The organism is Pseudoduganella violaceinigra DSM 15887 (assembly GCF_000425385.1).
In the GTDB taxonomy this organism is placed as follows: Bacteria; Pseudomonadota; Gammaproteobacteria; order Burkholderiales; family Burkholderiaceae_D; genus Rugamonas; species Rugamonas violaceinigra.
In genome coordinates, this window is the sequence record NZ_KE384357.1 from 532,652 (window position 1) to 547,181 (window position 14,530).

At 61.2% G+C, this 14,530-nt stretch carries 20 protein-coding genes, 2 tRNA genes and 1 riboswitch; of the genes, 12 read left to right on the forward strand and 10 right to left on the reverse strand.

What is annotated here, in order from left to right:
* Positions 1-19 precede the first annotated feature (19 nt).
* The 9 genes from H597_RS0122250 to glyA all read right to left on the reverse strand — a co-directional run bounded on the left by H597_RS0122250 (position 20) and on the right by glyA (position 6,580).
* The gene (locus H597_RS0122250; RefSeq protein ID WP_028104057.1) at positions 20-640 is read right to left on the reverse strand and encodes a riboflavin synthase; all 621 of its coding nucleotides are present in this window, start codon (positions 638-640) and stop codon (positions 20-22) included.
* Between the two features lie 8 nt (positions 641-648).
* Positions 649-1,746, reverse strand: a complete 1,098-nt coding sequence (gene ribD, locus H597_RS0122255) for a bifunctional diaminohydroxyphosphoribosylaminopyrimidine deaminase/5-amino-6-(5-phosphoribosylamino)uracil reductase RibD (protein ID WP_028104058.1) — start codon at positions 1,744-1,746, stop codon at positions 649-651.
* Positions 1,743-2,354, reverse strand: a complete 612-nt coding sequence (locus H597_RS0122260) for a GspH/FimT family protein (RefSeq protein ID WP_083941231.1) — start codon at positions 2,352-2,354, stop codon at positions 1,743-1,745. Before H597_RS0122260 ends, ribD begins: the two co-directional genes overlap by 4 nt.
* Positions 2,282-2,737: a type IV pilin protein gene (locus H597_RS0122265; RefSeq protein WP_028104060.1), complete on the reverse strand. Its 456-nt coding sequence runs from the start codon at positions 2,735-2,737 to the stop codon at positions 2,282-2,284. The genes H597_RS0122260 and H597_RS0122265 overlap by 73 nt, the downstream gene beginning before the upstream one ends.
* The gene (locus tag H597_RS32085; RefSeq protein WP_083941232.1) at positions 2,734-3,300 is read right to left on the reverse strand and encodes a pilus assembly PilX family protein; all 567 of its coding nucleotides are present in this window, start codon (positions 3,298-3,300) and stop codon (positions 2,734-2,736) included. Before H597_RS32085 ends, H597_RS0122265 begins: the two co-directional genes overlap by 4 nt.
* 11 nt (positions 3,301-3,311) lie before the next feature.
* Complete coding sequence (locus tag H597_RS0122275) at positions 3,312-4,181, reverse strand: PilW family protein (RefSeq protein ID WP_028104061.1); 870 nt, start codon at positions 4,179-4,181, stop codon at positions 3,312-3,314.
* Complete coding sequence (gene pilV / locus H597_RS0122280; protein WP_028104062.1) at positions 4,178-4,723, reverse strand: type IV pilus modification protein PilV; 546 nt, start codon at positions 4,721-4,723, stop codon at positions 4,178-4,180. Before pilV ends, H597_RS0122275 begins: the two co-directional genes overlap by 4 nt.
* Positions 4,724-4,783: 60 nt before the next feature.
* Complete coding sequence (gene nrdR, locus H597_RS0122285; RefSeq protein ID WP_028104063.1) at positions 4,784-5,257, reverse strand: transcriptional regulator NrdR; 474 nt, start codon at positions 5,255-5,257, stop codon at positions 4,784-4,786.
* Between the two features lie 78 nt (positions 5,258-5,335).
* Positions 5,336-6,580, reverse strand: a complete 1,245-nt coding sequence (gene glyA, locus H597_RS0122290) for a serine hydroxymethyltransferase (protein WP_028104064.1) — start codon at positions 6,578-6,580, stop codon at positions 5,336-5,338.
* A gap of 79 nt (positions 6,581-6,659) precedes the next feature.
* Positions 6,660-6,771, reverse strand: a riboswitch (ZMP/ZTP riboswitch).
* Between the two features lie 242 nt (positions 6,772-7,013).
* Between glyA and H597_RS0122295 the strand changes: the two genes are divergently transcribed.
* The 10 genes from H597_RS0122295 (at position 7,014) to H597_RS0122340 (ending at position 13,224) form a co-directional block, all read left to right on the forward strand.
* On the forward strand, positions 7,014-7,757 hold the full coding sequence (locus tag H597_RS0122295) for an SDR family NAD(P)-dependent oxidoreductase (protein WP_028104065.1): 744 nt from the start codon (positions 7,014-7,016) through the stop codon (positions 7,755-7,757).
* A gap of 121 nt (positions 7,758-7,878) precedes the next feature.
* The gene (ybgC, locus tag H597_RS0122300) at positions 7,879-8,280 is read left to right on the forward strand and encodes a tol-pal system-associated acyl-CoA thioesterase (protein WP_051294020.1); all 402 of its coding nucleotides are present in this window, start codon (positions 7,879-7,881) and stop codon (positions 8,278-8,280) included.
* 15 nt (positions 8,281-8,295) lie between these two features.
* Complete coding sequence (tolQ, locus tag H597_RS0122305) at positions 8,296-8,985, forward strand: protein TolQ (RefSeq protein WP_028104067.1); 690 nt, start codon at positions 8,296-8,298, stop codon at positions 8,983-8,985.
* Between the two features lie 15 nt (positions 8,986-9,000).
* Positions 9,001-9,441 (forward strand): biopolymer transporter ExbD, encoded by a 441-nt coding sequence (locus H597_RS0122310; RefSeq protein WP_229632226.1) that lies wholly within the window; start codon positions 9,001-9,003, stop codon positions 9,439-9,441.
* Between the two features lie 9 nt (positions 9,442-9,450).
* Positions 9,451-10,299: an energy transducer TonB gene (locus H597_RS0122315; protein WP_028104069.1), complete on the forward strand. Its 849-nt coding sequence runs from the start codon at positions 9,451-9,453 to the stop codon at positions 10,297-10,299.
* 5 nt (positions 10,300-10,304) lie between these two features.
* On the forward strand, positions 10,305-11,576 hold the full coding sequence (gene tolB / locus H597_RS0122320; protein WP_083941233.1) for a Tol-Pal system beta propeller repeat protein TolB: 1,272 nt from the start codon (positions 10,305-10,307) through the stop codon (positions 11,574-11,576).
* A gap of 52 nt (positions 11,577-11,628) precedes the next feature.
* Entirely contained in the window at positions 11,629-12,153 is a 525-nt protein-coding gene (gene pal, locus H597_RS0122325) for a peptidoglycan-associated lipoprotein Pal (RefSeq protein WP_028104071.1), read from the forward strand.
* Between the two features lie 87 nt (positions 12,154-12,240).
* Positions 12,241-12,990: a tol-pal system protein YbgF gene (ybgF, locus tag H597_RS0122330; RefSeq protein ID WP_035374874.1), complete on the forward strand. Its 750-nt coding sequence runs from the start codon at positions 12,241-12,243 to the stop codon at positions 12,988-12,990.
* Between the two features lie 64 nt (positions 12,991-13,054).
* Positions 13,055-13,130, forward strand: a tRNA-Lys gene (locus H597_RS0122335).
* A gap of 18 nt (positions 13,131-13,148) precedes the next feature.
* Positions 13,149-13,224: transfer RNA gene (locus tag H597_RS0122340), tRNA-Lys, on the forward strand.
* 145 nt (positions 13,225-13,369) lie between these two features.
* Here H597_RS0122340 and H597_RS0122345 read toward each other — a convergent pair.
* Complete coding sequence (locus tag H597_RS0122345; RefSeq protein ID WP_211232075.1) at positions 13,370-13,597, reverse strand: hypothetical protein; 228 nt, start codon at positions 13,595-13,597, stop codon at positions 13,370-13,372.
* A 336-nt stretch (positions 13,598-13,933) separates the two neighbouring features.
* Between H597_RS0122345 and H597_RS35090 the strand changes: the two genes are divergently transcribed.
* Both H597_RS35090 and H597_RS32090 read left to right on the forward strand, forming a co-directional pair.
* On the forward strand, positions 13,934-14,107 hold the full coding sequence (locus H597_RS35090; RefSeq protein ID WP_154668225.1) for a hypothetical protein: 174 nt from the start codon (positions 13,934-13,936) through the stop codon (positions 14,105-14,107).
* Entirely contained in the window at positions 14,098-14,442 is a 345-nt protein-coding gene (locus H597_RS32090) for a PIN domain-containing protein (protein ID WP_035374988.1), read from the forward strand. The genes H597_RS35090 and H597_RS32090 overlap by 10 nt, the downstream gene beginning before the upstream one ends.
* Positions 14,443-14,530: the final 88 nt, after the last annotated feature.

Consider the following 14,530-nt stretch of genomic DNA (forward strand, 5'->3'; position numbering starts at 1 on the left):
GGAAGAAAGCCCGGTCGGATCAAGCAGCGGCGTTCAGCGACAGCATCCGCTCCACATAGCGCGCGATCAGGTCGATCTCGAGATTGACCTTCGAGCCCGCTTTCAGGTGCTTCAGCGTGGTGACCTGAATGGTGTGTGGGATCAGGTTGATCGAGAACTCGCAGCCGCTAGGCGTATCGTTGACGCGGTTGACGGTCAGCGACACGCCATTCACGACCACCGAACCCTTGTAGGCCAGGTATTTCGCCAGCTCGCGCGGTGCTTCGATCACCAGCTCGTGGGACTCGCCCACCGGCTCGAATTTACGCACCACGCCCAGGCCGTCAACGTGGCCGGAAACCAGGTGGCCGCCCAGGCGTTCGGCCAGGGTCAGCGCTTTTTCCAGATTCACTTCCGTGGTGGTGTCCAGGCCGACGGTCTTGTTCAGGCTTTCGCGCGAAACGTCGACGGTGAAGCCCGTGGCGGTTTTCTCGACCACCGTCATGCAGGCGCCGTTCAGTGCGATCGAGTCGCCCAGGCCGACGTCGGCCATCGGCAAGCCGCCGGCGTCCACGTCCAGGCGCACGCCTGCGTCAGCGCCACCTTCCAGCGGGGTTACGGTGTTGATTTTGCCGACAGCGGCGACGATTCCAGTAAACATAGTGGTCTTTAATGAGTGTTGAATCGGGCAAGGATACGCAAATCGGCGCCGACTTGCTTCACCTCGTGAAATTTCAGACTGTGCTTTCCGCTCAGCTCGGTCAGCGCCGGCAAGGCGAACATGCCTTGCGCATCGCCCAGCAGGGTTGGCGCCAGGTAGAGCAGCAGCTCATCCACGCAGCCTTCGCGGATCATGGAGCCATTCAGCTTGCCGCCGGCCTCCACATGCAGTTCGTTGATCTGGCGGCGCCCCAGCTCGCGCATCAGTTCTGGCAGGTCGACCTTGCCGTGGGCATTGGGCAAGACGATGATTTCGGCGCCCTTGTCGCGCAAGGCGGCTTCCTTTTCCGGATGATGGGCGGCGGCGATGATCCAGGTGCCCCCCCCTTCCAGCACGCGCGCCTGCGGGCTGATGTCCAGCTTGCTGTCGACCACGATGCGGCGCGGCTGGCGCGGCGTTTCGACGGCGCGCACATTCAGCTGCGGGTCGTCGGCCTTGACCGTGCCGATGCCGGTCAGGATGGCGCAGGCGCGGGCACGCCAGGCGTGGCCGTCGGCGCGCGCTTCCGGGCCGGTGATCCACTGGCTCTGGCCATTGTGCAGGGCTGTCATACCATCCAGGCTGGCGGCGGTCTTCATGCGCACCCACGGCAGGCTGCGGCGCATGCGGTGGAAGAAGCCGATGTTCATCTCATAGGCTTGCTCGGCCAGCAGGCCGCTGGCGACCTCGATGCCGGCGGCGGACAGGCGCGCCATGCCATTGCCGGCGACCAGCGGATTCGGGTCTTCCATCGCCGCGACCACCCGGCCCAGTCCTTCGCGCACCAGGGCGTCGGCGCAAGGCGGGGTGCGGCCATGGTGGCTGCAAGGCTCCAGCGTGACGTAGGCGGTGGCACCGCGCACGTCGTGGCCGCGGCGCTTGGCGTCTTTCAGGGCCTGCACTTCGGCATGATCCTGGCCTGGGGCTTGCGTCACGCCTTCGCCGATCACCACACCATCGCGCACAATCACGCAGCCGATGCGTGGATTCGGGGAAGTGGTGAACAGGCCTTTTTCCGCCCATTGCAAGGCCAGCTGCATGCCTTCGAGATCGCTGTTGATGTTCATATGCTTGCGCAGGTTGCCGGTTCCAGGGCCGGGTCGCATAGCCGCGCCCTGCCCTGCATATTGATCTTGATATTGCGCTGCTCGCCGGCCAGTTCAAGGGTAATGGTGCCAAAGTTGGCGGCATTCGGATGGCCGGCCCGGCAGCTGCGTCCTGCTACATTATATGCGACGTAAAACGGTGCCGTGGTGTCGGTGAAACTGGCCCTGACAGCCAGGCGCCCGGGGGGCGGCATATGCCTGGCCAGCACCTGCTCGCTCTCATCGGCACTGCGGTTGGCGTTGCTGTCGACGACAATCAGCCAGCCTCGCTGCAGATCGCCGTCCTTGGCCAGCAGCGTGACAACCCGGCGCTGGGAAATCGCCTGGACGCGGGTCTCATTGATCGCCGCCAGCAGGTCGGCGGAGGCGGCGCGCAGCTGGCGCCCGGTCAGTTCGCGGCTCATGTCAGGCAGCGCGGAGGCGAACAGGATGGACAGGATGGCGAGGGCGATCAACAGCTCCAGCAGCGTGAAGGCGGGCCGGCGCGTCGCCGCGCTTAACGCCAGCAGTTTTGCGCCGGGCCGGTGGCGAGGTGGAGACCGCTGCTGGTGAGAATGAGGCGTTCGCATTGCGGATCCTTGAAGCTGCTGTCGACATTGAGCGTGCCGGGAGTGGCGACAAGCTGGATGCAGTCGCGGATTTCCTGGCCATCGCAGGCCTTGCCCTCCAGCTCGTACGCACTGGAATGCGCCGCCCTGCCAGACCACCAGCGGAACTCGCCGGCCGCGGCAGCCAGATTGTTGGCCGAAAAGGCGACGTAGCTGTTGAAGCGCGTGAAATGGCGCTCCTGTTGCTGCATCAACTCCTGCAGGGTGGCCTGCGCCTCGCTGCGGCGCAGGCGCACCACGGCCCCGCTCCAGACCGGGACAGCGACCGCTGCCAGCGCCGCCGCGATGGCAATGGCCACCAGCACGCCCAAGAGGCTCTCACCCCGGCAACCGCGCCGTCTCATGGCGCACCCTCGCCGCCTGCGGCTTTGTGCAGCGCCTGCCAGTCCATGATTTCGCGCCAGCTGTAACGGCGAACGGGCGTCGCCGGCACATAACTGGCTTGCAGCACAGTCTCCGCGCCCGGTCGCGGCCCGAATCCCAGCACGGTGACGCGGTAGTAATGCGCGGGCGGTGCGCCGGCGGGCGTGTAGGCGACACGCTCCACAAGGTAGCGCGGCCGCCGGAATGGCAAGGCGCCCTGTCCCGCATCCATCCGCGCGCCGGTGAGCGCCCCATATTCCGTTCCGCCGCTGCCGGCGAGATCGACCACCTGCCAGGCTGGCGCTGTGCCGTTCGGCTCCGGGGATAGGACGTCGAGCGGCTGGCCCAGGCCAGCATTGATATCGCGTTCTGCATCCATCAGTGCATCCTCCGCAGCCTGGAAGGCAATCAGGCGGTCCCGCTCTGCCCGGGCGGCCTTCTCGCCCAGCATTGCCATCTGCGCCGCCGATGCGCCAATCGTCAGCGCCGTCAACAGCAGCAGCATCGTGACGGGAAGCGTGATGCCGCGCTGGTAAGCGTGCATGGCAGCCGTCCCTACAGGTTTCTCAACGCAACGGTCGCGGCGAACATGCGGCGTGCACGTCGCTGCATGGCCGCCGGCAGGCTGACTTCGTCGATGCGGGCGGCGGGGTCGGCGCCCGGCAGCAATCTGTAGCTTCCCAACAGGCTACCGGGGCGCGATGCGCGCTCCCCGTGCAACAGCAGCGCGACGCGAACCGAGACCACGCGGCGCCAGCTAGGCCGCATCGCTTTCTCGGCGGCGGGTAGAGCCGCGTCGCGGGCGTCGATATCGCTGGCGGTGAGGTAGAGATTGGGGATGTTGTCGCGCGGCGTATCGGTGTCGATGCCGTAGACGACATGAAACGCATCGACGCCGCGGATCACTGCGTCGGAGCCCCAGGCATGAGCGCCTTTGTACTTGCACCGCAGCTCGGCCACGCCATCACTGGCTTGCGCCAGGTAGAAGATACTCCATGCCCATTCACCGGCGGCACTGGGAAAGCCCGCGCAATTGAGCATGGCGCCACCGCCTTCGGCACCCGCGATCGCCGTTGGCGCGTAGCGAATGGCCAGCGCGTCGCTGCGATTAATTGCGGGCAAAGGCACGCCGAGACCGTCAGCGTCTGTCGCCACACCGGCGTTATCGCGCCCCTCCAGGGCCAGCGGCGCAACACCCGCGGCTGCAGCGCCCGGTTCGCCGGGATAGCCGGCCTGGCGCAATGCCTGCGTAATGATCGCCATTGCGAAGCGGCCGCTGTCATCGAGGCGGGTATTGGCGCCGTTGTGCAGGAAGTCGCCGTTCGACACGTGCAGGAGCGAGGCCGCGGCCAAGGCGACGAGCAGGCTGAGCGCCATGGCAACCAGCACCTCGGCAAGCGCCAATCCTCGCTGGCGCGCGCTCAAGGTACGCCTCCAGCGAGCGGCAGCGCCACTGGCAGCGCGATGCCGGGCATGGCCGTCGACGCATCACTGGCGCCGCCGGGAGTGCGGCTTCGCCAGCCGATCTTGATGACGAGCGGCGCCGCAGCGTCGCCGGAGCAAGGCCAGTGTAGTTGCCCATCCGCGGCGAGCGCGGCGTCGCGGCAAACCCGCGCACGGGCCGAAGGCAGCGAGGCCGCAAGCTGCCGCCGGAATTCATCCAGCTGGTACCGAACCAGAGCCGCAGCATCGCAGGGTGTGGCAGCGCAGGCCGGGGCGCCGGACAACGCCCCGGCTTGCGTGGCGTCGAACGCAAACCCCAGGTAAGCGGAAGACTGCGCGGCGTTGGCGCGGATATGGTCAGCGAGTGTGGCGGCGGCCTGCAGGGCTTCGCTCAGCAGGGCCGATTCCTGTCGCGTGCGCATGGCATGTGCCTGCATCGCCAGCGCGCCCACCAGCCCAACGGCCAGCAGCAACACGGCAACCAGCACTTCCACCATTGTAAATCCCATCGCCGCACGACGCATGGCGCAGCCCTCCCCTGCTGTTCAAGTTAGACAGCAGCGGGACGGCGGGTTTGAGAAATATCAAGCCTTGGGTTTGAGCTCTTGACCGTCACCAACTGCTTCGATCGCGTCCTGGAATTCAGCCAGGTCTTCGAAGTTCTTGTAGACGGAAGCAAAGCGGATATACGCCACTTTGTCGAGGCGCTTGAGCTCCTGCATGACAAGCTCGCCGACGAAGCCGGAATCGACTTCGCGCTGGCCGCTGGTCAGCAGCTTTTCTTCGATGGAGGACACCGCCTTGTCGACGGCCTCGGCAGCTACAGGGCGCTTGCGCAAGGCCAGCATCAGGCTGGCGCGCAGCTTGTCGGCAGAATACTCGGTGCGGCTGCCGTTTTTCTTGACCACATACGGCATGGTCAACTCAATCCGCTCCCAAGTCGTGAAACGCTTGTCGCAGTTCACGCAGCGCCGGCGCCGCTTGATGGCGTCCCCTTCCTCCGACACGCGGGTGTCGAGGACCTGGATATCATCGTGCTGGCAAAACGGGCATTTCATGGATTGATGGACTCTTCTTATTGAATGAAAAAACGCCGGACCTTTCGATCCGGCGCCTCGATAGTACCAACCGCGTGCTTAGGCGTAAACAGGGAATTTGTCTGCCAGCACTTTGACCGCGGCTTTCACGCGCTCGATGGTTGCCGCGTCGTGCGGGTTATCCAGCACGTCGGCGATCAGGTTGCCCACTTCTTCCGCCTCGGCTTCCCTGAAACCGCGGGTGGTGAAGGCTGGCGAACCCAAGCGGATGCCGGAAGTCACGAAAGGCTTCTGCGGGTCGTTCGGGATACCGTTCTTGTTGCAGGTCATGTGCGCCTGGCCCAGGATCGCTTCGGCTTCCTTGCCGGTCAGGTTCTTGGCGCGCAGGTCGACCAGGAACACGTGCGACTCGGTACCGCCGGAGACGATGCGCAGGCCGCGCTTGATCAGGGTCTTGGCCAGCACGTCGGCGTTCTTCACGACCTGTTCCTGGTAAGCCTTGAACTCAGGCGACAGCGCTTCCTTGAAGGCGACGGCCTTGCCGGCGATCACGTGCATCAGCGGACCGCCCTGGATGCCAGGGAAGATCGAGGAATTGATGATCTTCTCGTGCTCAGCCTTCATCAAGATGATGCCGCCGCGCGGACCGCGCAGGGACTTGTGGGTGGTCGAGGTCACGAAGTCGGCGTGCGGCACCGGGTTCGGGTACAGGCCGGCGGCGATCAGGCCGGCGTAGTGGGCCATGTCAACCATGAAGTAAGCACCGACAGCCTTGGCAACCTTGGCGAAGCGCTCGAAATCGATCTTCTTGGAGAAAGCCGAAGCGCCGGCGATGATCAGCTTAGGCTTGTGTTCCTTGGCCAGGGCTTCCATCGCGTCGTAATCGATGTCCTCTTCCGCGGTCAGGCCGTAGGACACCACATTGAACCACTTGCCGGACATGTTCAGCGCCATACCGTGGGTCAGGTGGCCGCCTTCGGCCAGCGACATACCCATGATGGTATCGCCCGGCTTCAGGACCGCGAAGAACACACCCTGGTTAGCCTGCGAGCCGGAGTTCGGCTGCACGTTGGCCGCTTCGGCGCCGAACAGCTGCTTCACGCGGTCGATCGCCAGTTGCTCGACGACGTCCACGTACTCGCAGCCGCCGTAGTAGCGCTTGCCTGGGTAGCCTTCGGCGTATTTATTGGTCAGCTGGGAGCCCTGGGCTTCCATCACGGCTGGCGAAGTGTAGTTTTCCGAGGCGATCAGCTCAATGTGGTCGTGCTGGCGCTTGTTCTCGTTCTGGATGGCGGCAAACAGCTCCGCGTCGACGTTGGCGAGGGTGTGATCTTTTGCGAACATGAAATTACTCCAGTTTTTAAGGCAGATTGGATCGAATCGGGAGCCAAAAGTGACAGGGCAGCCGAATCGTGCATTCCATCGTGGCTGCCCAGGCGAACGGCTGTTTGAAATCTCACGTTCCCCGGTGGTTGCCCACCTCTCGCCGGCAGCGCAAGCGCCGGGCCGGTTTTTCGCCAGTTACGTGAGACCGTAATGGAGCCAAGATTGTATGTTAAGTATGAGTTAAGGGCAACGGTTGTGCCGCTTTCACCTAGATTCGGGGTCAGGTCTGTCATTTGGACACGCAAGCAGCTTCTTTGACATTTCTCAATACGCGATTTCGGCTGTTTTCGCGTATTGAGAAAGCTCAAACGTTAGCGCTACCTGTCCAAATGACAGACCTGACCCCGGATTTCGGCATACAATCCCTCTCGTTAACATTGGGAGTTCGACCATGATCGTGTTAGTTACCGGCGCTACCGCTGGTTTTGGCGCCGCGATGGCGCGCGTTTTCGTCAACAACGGCCATCAGGTGATCGCCGCCGGCCGCCGTGCCGAACGCTTGCAAGCCTTGACCGCCGAACTTGGTCCGAACTTGCTGCCGGTTACACTCGATGTGACCGACAAGGACGCTATCCACTCCGCCCTGGCGACCCTGCCCGCTGGCTGGCAGGAAATCGACGTCCTGATTAATAACGCCGGCCTGGCCCTTGGCGTCAAAGGCGCCCAGGAGTCTTCGCTGGACGATTGGGAAACCATGATCGCCACCAATTGCACCGGCCTGGTTACCATTACCCGCGCCGTCTTGCCTGGCATGGTGGAGCGCGGCCGCGGCACCATCATCAACCTCGGCTCCGTCGCCGGCGCTTATCCTTACCCGGGCGGTAATGTTTACGGTGCCACCAAGGCTTTCGTCGAGCAGTTCACCTTGAACCTGCGTGCCGACTTGATCGGCACCGGCGTGCGCGCCACCAATATCGCGCCCGGACTGTGCGGCGGCACCGAATTCTCCAACGTGCGCCTGAAGGATGATGCGGCTGCGGCCAAGGTCTACGAGGGCACCACCCCGCTGACCGCCGACGATATCGCGCACACGGCTTTCTGGATTGCAACATTGCCACAACACATCAATGTGAATTCAATAGAATTAATGCCGACGTGCCAAGGTTTCTCGCCATTTGCCATCAAACGCAGCTAAAATGCCGCCGCTCTGGTAAGGGAAAACCGTAAGCAATTGTTACTGGATTGTGCAATTTGCGACTGGGCCGTTTCATTTGACGTAAAATGTTGCCGATTCTCACTTAGTAGCTATTCTATCTATGTCGTCTGAGTTCACCTGGGAAGTCCGCGTCTATTATGAGGACACGGACGCCGGCGGAATTGTCTATTACGCGAACTATTTGAAGTTCTTCGAGCGCGCGCGCACTGAATGGTTGCGCTCCCTCGGCGTTAACCAGGACATCCTGCTGCGCGATCACGACGCGATGTTTGTTGTCAAAAATGTCAGCGCGGACTACCAAGCGCCGGCACGACTGGACGATGTAATAAAATTGACGCTTCGTATTGCTAAACTGGGCCGCGCTTCGATCCAGTTTGAACAGGAGGCGTGGTGCGGCGACCGCCTGCTGAATACTGCCCACGTGAAGGTTGGCTGCGTCGATTCAGCCCTGCGCCCACGCGCCGTGCCGGATGCCGTTGCGGCCCGCATGCGCGCACAATAATTAGATTGAGAAACAATGAACGTCACCCAAGACCTTTCTTTCATCGCCCTCATCACCAACGCGCACCTGATCGTTCAGTTGATCATGGCGCTGCTGCTGGCGGTATCCATCATTAGCTGGACCTATATTTTCAAGAAGCTGTTTGATGTGCGCAGCGCGCGCAATCAGACCATCGAATTCGAGAAGACCTTCTGGGCCGGCGGCAACCTGCATGCGCTGCACGCCAGCGCCGGCAATAACCGCGCCAGCAGCGGCGCCCTGGCCCGCATTTTCGAAGCCGGCATGGGTGAGTTCATCAAAGGCAAGCAAGCCGCGGCCACCAGCCGCGATATGAATATGGGCGATGTGCTCGATGGCGCCCGCCGCGCCATGCGCGCCGCCTTCCAGCGCGAGATGGATGCCCTGGAAGCGCACTTGGCGTTCCTGGCTTCGGTCGGTTCCGTCTCCCCTTACATCGGCTTGCTCGGTACCGTGTGGGGCATCATGAACGCTTTCCGCGGCCTGGCCAATGTGCAGCAGGCTACCCTGTCGGCTGTGGCGCCCGGTATTGCCGAAGCGCTGATCGCGACCGCGATCGGCCTGTTCGCCGCCATCCCGGCCGTGGTGGCATACAACCGCTTCTCGCACGATATTGACCGCCTGGCGATCCGCTTCGAGAGCTTCGTTGAAGAGTTCTCGAACATCCTGCAGCGCCAGTCCCGTTAAAAGGCGAAACTGAAGATGGCTTCCTCCTTCTCCAGCAGCATGCGCGGCAGCCGCGGCGGCCGCAAACTGAAGTCCGAGATCAACGTCGTGCCTTACATCGACGTGATGCTCTGCCTGCTGATCATCTTCATGGTGATGCCGACCTCGAACAACCCGAGCTCGATCGACCTGCCGCACGCCGACAAGGCCTCGCGCGCGCCCGATGCCTACATCATGGTGCAGGTCAAGCCGAACAGCTCGCTGTCCATCGGCATCGCCGGCAAGTCGGCCGAAGCGCCGGAAACCGAGCCGAACCGCGACGCCCTGGTGCGCAAGCTGCGCGCCCTGCATGAACACTATCCCGAATACCCGGTGATGATCGCCGGCGACAAGGAAAGCAAGTACGACGATGTGATCCAGCTGATTTCCGAAGCGAAGAAGATGGGGATTAACCGCGTTGGCTTGGCGGCAAAGTAAGGCATGGCAATGACGATGGCAGATGCAGGCGGACCTTACCGTGTGCCCAAACGGCACGGCGGTAGCCGTGCGTTTGCGCTCGCAGTGGTAATGCATGGCGTGCTGTTTGCGTTCCTGTGGGTGGGCATTCGCTGGAATAATGATCCGACCGGTGTCGATGCCGAGATCTGGGATGTAACGACGCAAATGGCCGCGCCAAAGGCACCTGAACCGGCGCCCGAACCCGAGCCGGAGCCGCCTGCGCGCGAACCGGAGCCAGTGGCGCCGCCGCCGGAAGTGGCAAGGCCACTGCCGAAGGAACCGGATATCGCGCTGGAAAAGAAGAAGAAAGAGAAAGAAAAGAAAGACGCGGAAGACAAGAAGCTGGCCGAGCTGAAGAAGAAGCTGGAAGACGAGAAGAAGCGCCTGGCCGACCTGGATCAGCAAGACAAGCTCAAAAAGCTGGAAGAAGAAAAAGCCAAGAAGCAGGCTGAACTGAAAGAGAAGGAAAAGCTGGCCAAAGCCCGCGCTGCAGAAATGCAGCGCATTATGGGTTCGGCCGCAGCCGGCTCCACCGGCACGGCAGCCCGGTCCACCGCTCCGCGGTTGGACGACGGCTATAAAGCTGCGATTGTGACGAAAATCCGAAGCTTCCTGAACTACCCAGGCCAGGACGATGTCGAAGCCGTCTACACAATCACCCAGCTGCCGACCGGTGAAGTATTGGGCGTCCGTAAAGTGAAATCGAGCGGCGTTCCGGCGTACGATACCGCGATCGAAAACGCGATCCGCAATGCCTCCCCGCTTCCCAAGCGCAAGGATGGCAGCGTAGAGCGTGAGATTACGGCGACCTTCAAACTCAAGGAAATGCGGCAATAAGGATTTTGAGAATGATGAACAAAGCTAAATTGATGTTCGTAATGGCCGGCACGGCGTTCGCGCTGTCGGCACAGGCGCAGCTGCGCGTCGAAATTTCCGGCGTGGGCAGCAACCAGATCCCTGTGGCCATCGGCCCATGCGCAAACGAAGCCGCGGCTCCAGCCCAGATCTCGGAAGTCATCAAGGCCGACCTGATCCGCAGCGGCATGTTCAAGATCATCGACGTCACGCCGACCACCAACCTGACCCAGGTCGACGCCACCAGCCTGAAGTCGCTCGGCGTCGAGGCCCTGGCCGCCTGCGCAGTGCAGCCCGCCGGGAATGGCTATTTCGAGGTGCAGTACCGCCTGATCTCCACCCAGGGCAAGGACCTGTCGGCGCTGAAAACCCAGGTGCCGAACCAATACGGCCGCCTGGCAGCCCATAAGCTGGCCGACGATATCTATGAAAAGCTGACCGGCTTCAAAGGTATCTTCTCGACCCGTATCGCCTACGTGGTCCAGCAAGGCAAGCAATACCGCCTGGAAGTGGCGGACGCCGATGGCGAGAACGTGATCCCTGCCCTGACTTCGACCGAGCCGATCATTTCGCCGGCCTGGTCGCCGGACGGCACCAAGGTCGCCTACGTTTCGTTCGAACAGCGCAAGCCGGTCGTGTACGTGCAGAACCTGGTCACCCGCCAGCGCACCGTGGTCGCCAACGAGAAGGGAAACAACTCCGCGCCGGCCTGGTCGCCGGACGGCAAGCGCCTGGCCGTGGCACTGTCCAAGACCGGCAACACGCAGATCTTTATCGCCAACGCCGACGGCAGCGGCCTGCATCGCCTGACCAACGGCAGCACCATCGACACCGAACCGCAGTTCAGCGCCGACGGCCAGTACGTCTATTTCACCAGCGACCGCAGCGGCGGCCCGCAGATTTACCGCATGAGCGTCAACGGGGGCGAAGCCCAGCGCATGACGTTCGGCAGCTCGTACAATATCAGCCCGCGCGTTTCCGCAGACGGCAAAACGCTGGCTTATATTTCGCGGCGCGATGGCGGCGCCTTCCAGTTGTTCACCTTGGACCTGGAATCCCGCCAGGAGCAACGCCTGTCCGACACCACCAGCGACGATTCGCCAAGCTTCGCTCCGAATGGCAAGTACATTCTGTACGCCACTCAGAACGGCGGCCGCCGCTCGCTGGCAGTGGCATCGACAGACGGCCGGGTTAAGCAGCGCTTGAGTATTCAGGCGGGCAATATCAAGGAACCCACTTGGGGCCCTTTCATGAAGTGAAGAAGTAAAGAAGTAAGAGAAGTAGCACCTTTAACGACCAGGAGAAATAAAAATGCGTAACGTAAAACACGTAGCCTTCATCATCGGTACCGCCGCCATGCTGGCAGCTTGCTCGACCCCACCAGCTCCACAAAAGCCAGTTGAAGTCGTTGAGAAGCCAGTTGAACAGCCAAAAGTGGTTGAGCAGCGCGCCGTGGAACCAGTGAAAGCCGAAGTTGACGAACTGGACATCCCAGGCGGCAAGCTGGCCAACCGTTCCGTGTACTTCGACTTCGACAGCTACGTCGTGCGTGAAGATGGCAAAGAAGTGGTGCAGAACCACGCTGCTTACCTGGGCAAAAACCAGCGCGCCATCCTGATCCAAGGTAACACCGACGAACGCGGCGGCTCCGAGTACAACCTGGCCCTGGGCCAGAAGCGCGCTGAAGCAGTGCGCAAGTCGATGGCCGCCCTGGGCGTGCCGGAAGCGCGCATGGAAGCCGTGTCCCTGGGCGAAGAGAAGCCTAAGGCAGAAGGCCACAACGAAGAAGCATGGTCGCAAAACCGCCGTGCCGACATCGTTTACAAAGCTAAGTAATCCACTAGCTTAACAATGCCGCACAAGGGGCAGCGCGCAGTTTATACTGCGCCCTGCCCCATTTCTTTTTTTGTGCAAGGAAGAAAAATGAAATTCACCAAGTCTGCCCTGATGGCAGCCCTGTTCGCTGCCACCCTGCCCCTGACCGCATCCGCCGGCCTGTTCGACGATGACGAAGCGCGCAAGGCCATCATGGACCTGAAGTCCAAAGTCGCCAAGCTGGAAGCGGACCTGAAGAACCTGATCGATACCAAGACCGACAAGAGCGCGACCTTGGACATGATCTCGCAACAGGACCAGCTCCGCGAAGAAGTTGCACGCCTGCGCGGCCAAACCGAAATCCTGCTGAACGAAATCCAGGTGGCGCAAAAGCGCCAGAAGGACTACTACACCGACCTCGACGCGCGCCTGAAAAAGCTCGAGCCGCGCCAGGTGACCATCGACGGCCAGACCTCCTCGGTCAATATGGATGAACAGAACGCCTACGACACGGCGATGGCGCAGTTCAAGAGCGGCGACTACAAAGGTGCCGCCAGCGCACTGCAGGACTTCGTGAAGCGCTTCGGCGCCTCGGCCTATGCCTCCAATGCCCAGTACTGGCTGGGCAACGCCTACTACGCCCAGGGCGACTGCAAGAACGCCATCTCGGCGCAGCAAGTCGTTGTGAAGACCTGGCCGGACAGCCAGAAGGCGCCGGACGCCATGCTGAACATCGCCAGCTGCCAGACCGAGCTGAAGGCGGCGAACAATGCCAAAAAGACATTACAGGACCTGATCAAGAACTACCCCGGTACGCCTGCCGCCGCCACGGCCAAGGATCGTCTGAAAGGCAAATAAAAAGTTCTGGCGAGCATTTGACAGCTGGGCCGGTCCAGCCTATAATCTCGCTTCTTCTTTCGACGGGTCGTTAGCTCAGTTGGTAGAGCAGCGGACTTTTAATCCGTTGGTCGCAGGTTCGAGCCCCGCACGGCCTACCATTCGAATAGAGGAACCTTGGGTCGTTAGCTCAGTTGGTAGAGCAGCGGACTTTTAATCCGTTGGTCGCAGGTTCGAGCCCCGCACGGCCTACCAAGATACGCAGAGAAGCCCACGAATTTCGGTTCGTGGGCTTTTTTGTTTCTGGTCGCTCTCTGGTCGCTTGCTTCGCTGAGGGGCAGTAGTCCCGCCCTCCCTGCACACTTCTCGATTTTTCCGCCACTACCACACGCTCTGCCGATCACCAAAACTTGGCGGCTAGAGCTCCAACGATATCGCGATTCTGATCGAGCTGTGGCTTGTCGACCTTAAAGCGCTGACCAGCTACGCTCAGCGAGCCCGATTGCATCGAGACAAACGGGGTGCCTCGGGCAAACGCAACCACACCAGCAGTCTGGAAATCCTTAATTTCCTCGATTCCGCTTGCGACGGAATCAAAGGTGAAGTACTCAGGGTTGTCCTTTACCATCGCATCTAAATCGTGAGCCAATATCAGACACGGACAGCCCTCCTCCATCCACCACAACGCTTCTCCTTGTTGCGAACGAGACCGGAAATGGACCGGACGTCCCGATCAGCACTTCCTCCCAAGACCACACCGTAGCGATACGTCATGCACCTTGCCAGTCATAAGCCGCCACAGTTGCATTACTTCGGCCGGAGGGGAGCCACGGATTTGAACTCCTTGGTCGACGGGAGTTCCTTGCGATTTCTCAGGACAATTGCAAAAATCCAAACGGAAGACGACATCGGAAAACGACTGCGCTACACTAGTAGTAACAGATTTGCGCAATGGGAGAGGCTGATGGACCCCGTTCAAGATGCCGTAGACCAGGCCGACTTAAGCTCAGCGCTTGAGGAACGTCGCTGTCGGCGGATGGCTGCCCTTAAGGCGGCCGAAGGATTGTGGAAGAACCGCGCCGACATTCCTCAAGATGGTGTCGAATACCAGGATCAACTGAGGGATGAATGGCGTTGATTCTCTTCGATACAAATATCTTTGTCGATATGCTCAACGGCGTTCACGAGGCAACCGTCGAGCTCGGAAACTACGACAATCCAGCGATCAGCGTCATCACCTACATGGAGCTGCTTTCCGGTGTTACTACGCGCCCGCAGGACACTCCAGTCCTTGAAGCCGTGCTGTCTGAATTCATTGTGCTACATATAGACCTACAGGTTATAGAGAGCACAATTGCCATTCGCGGCAAGAGCTTAATGACGCCGCCAAAAATCAAGCTCCCCGACGCAATCATTGCTGCAACAGCCTTGTCGCATCAAGTGCCACTTATCACCAGGAACAGCAAGGACTGAGGTGTACTGTCAATAGCGGACACTCTTGTTTCAAGCCGCCTGCAGCTGTTTGCTGAATTGTTCTGCAAATAGTGCTGGAGGAAGGTAG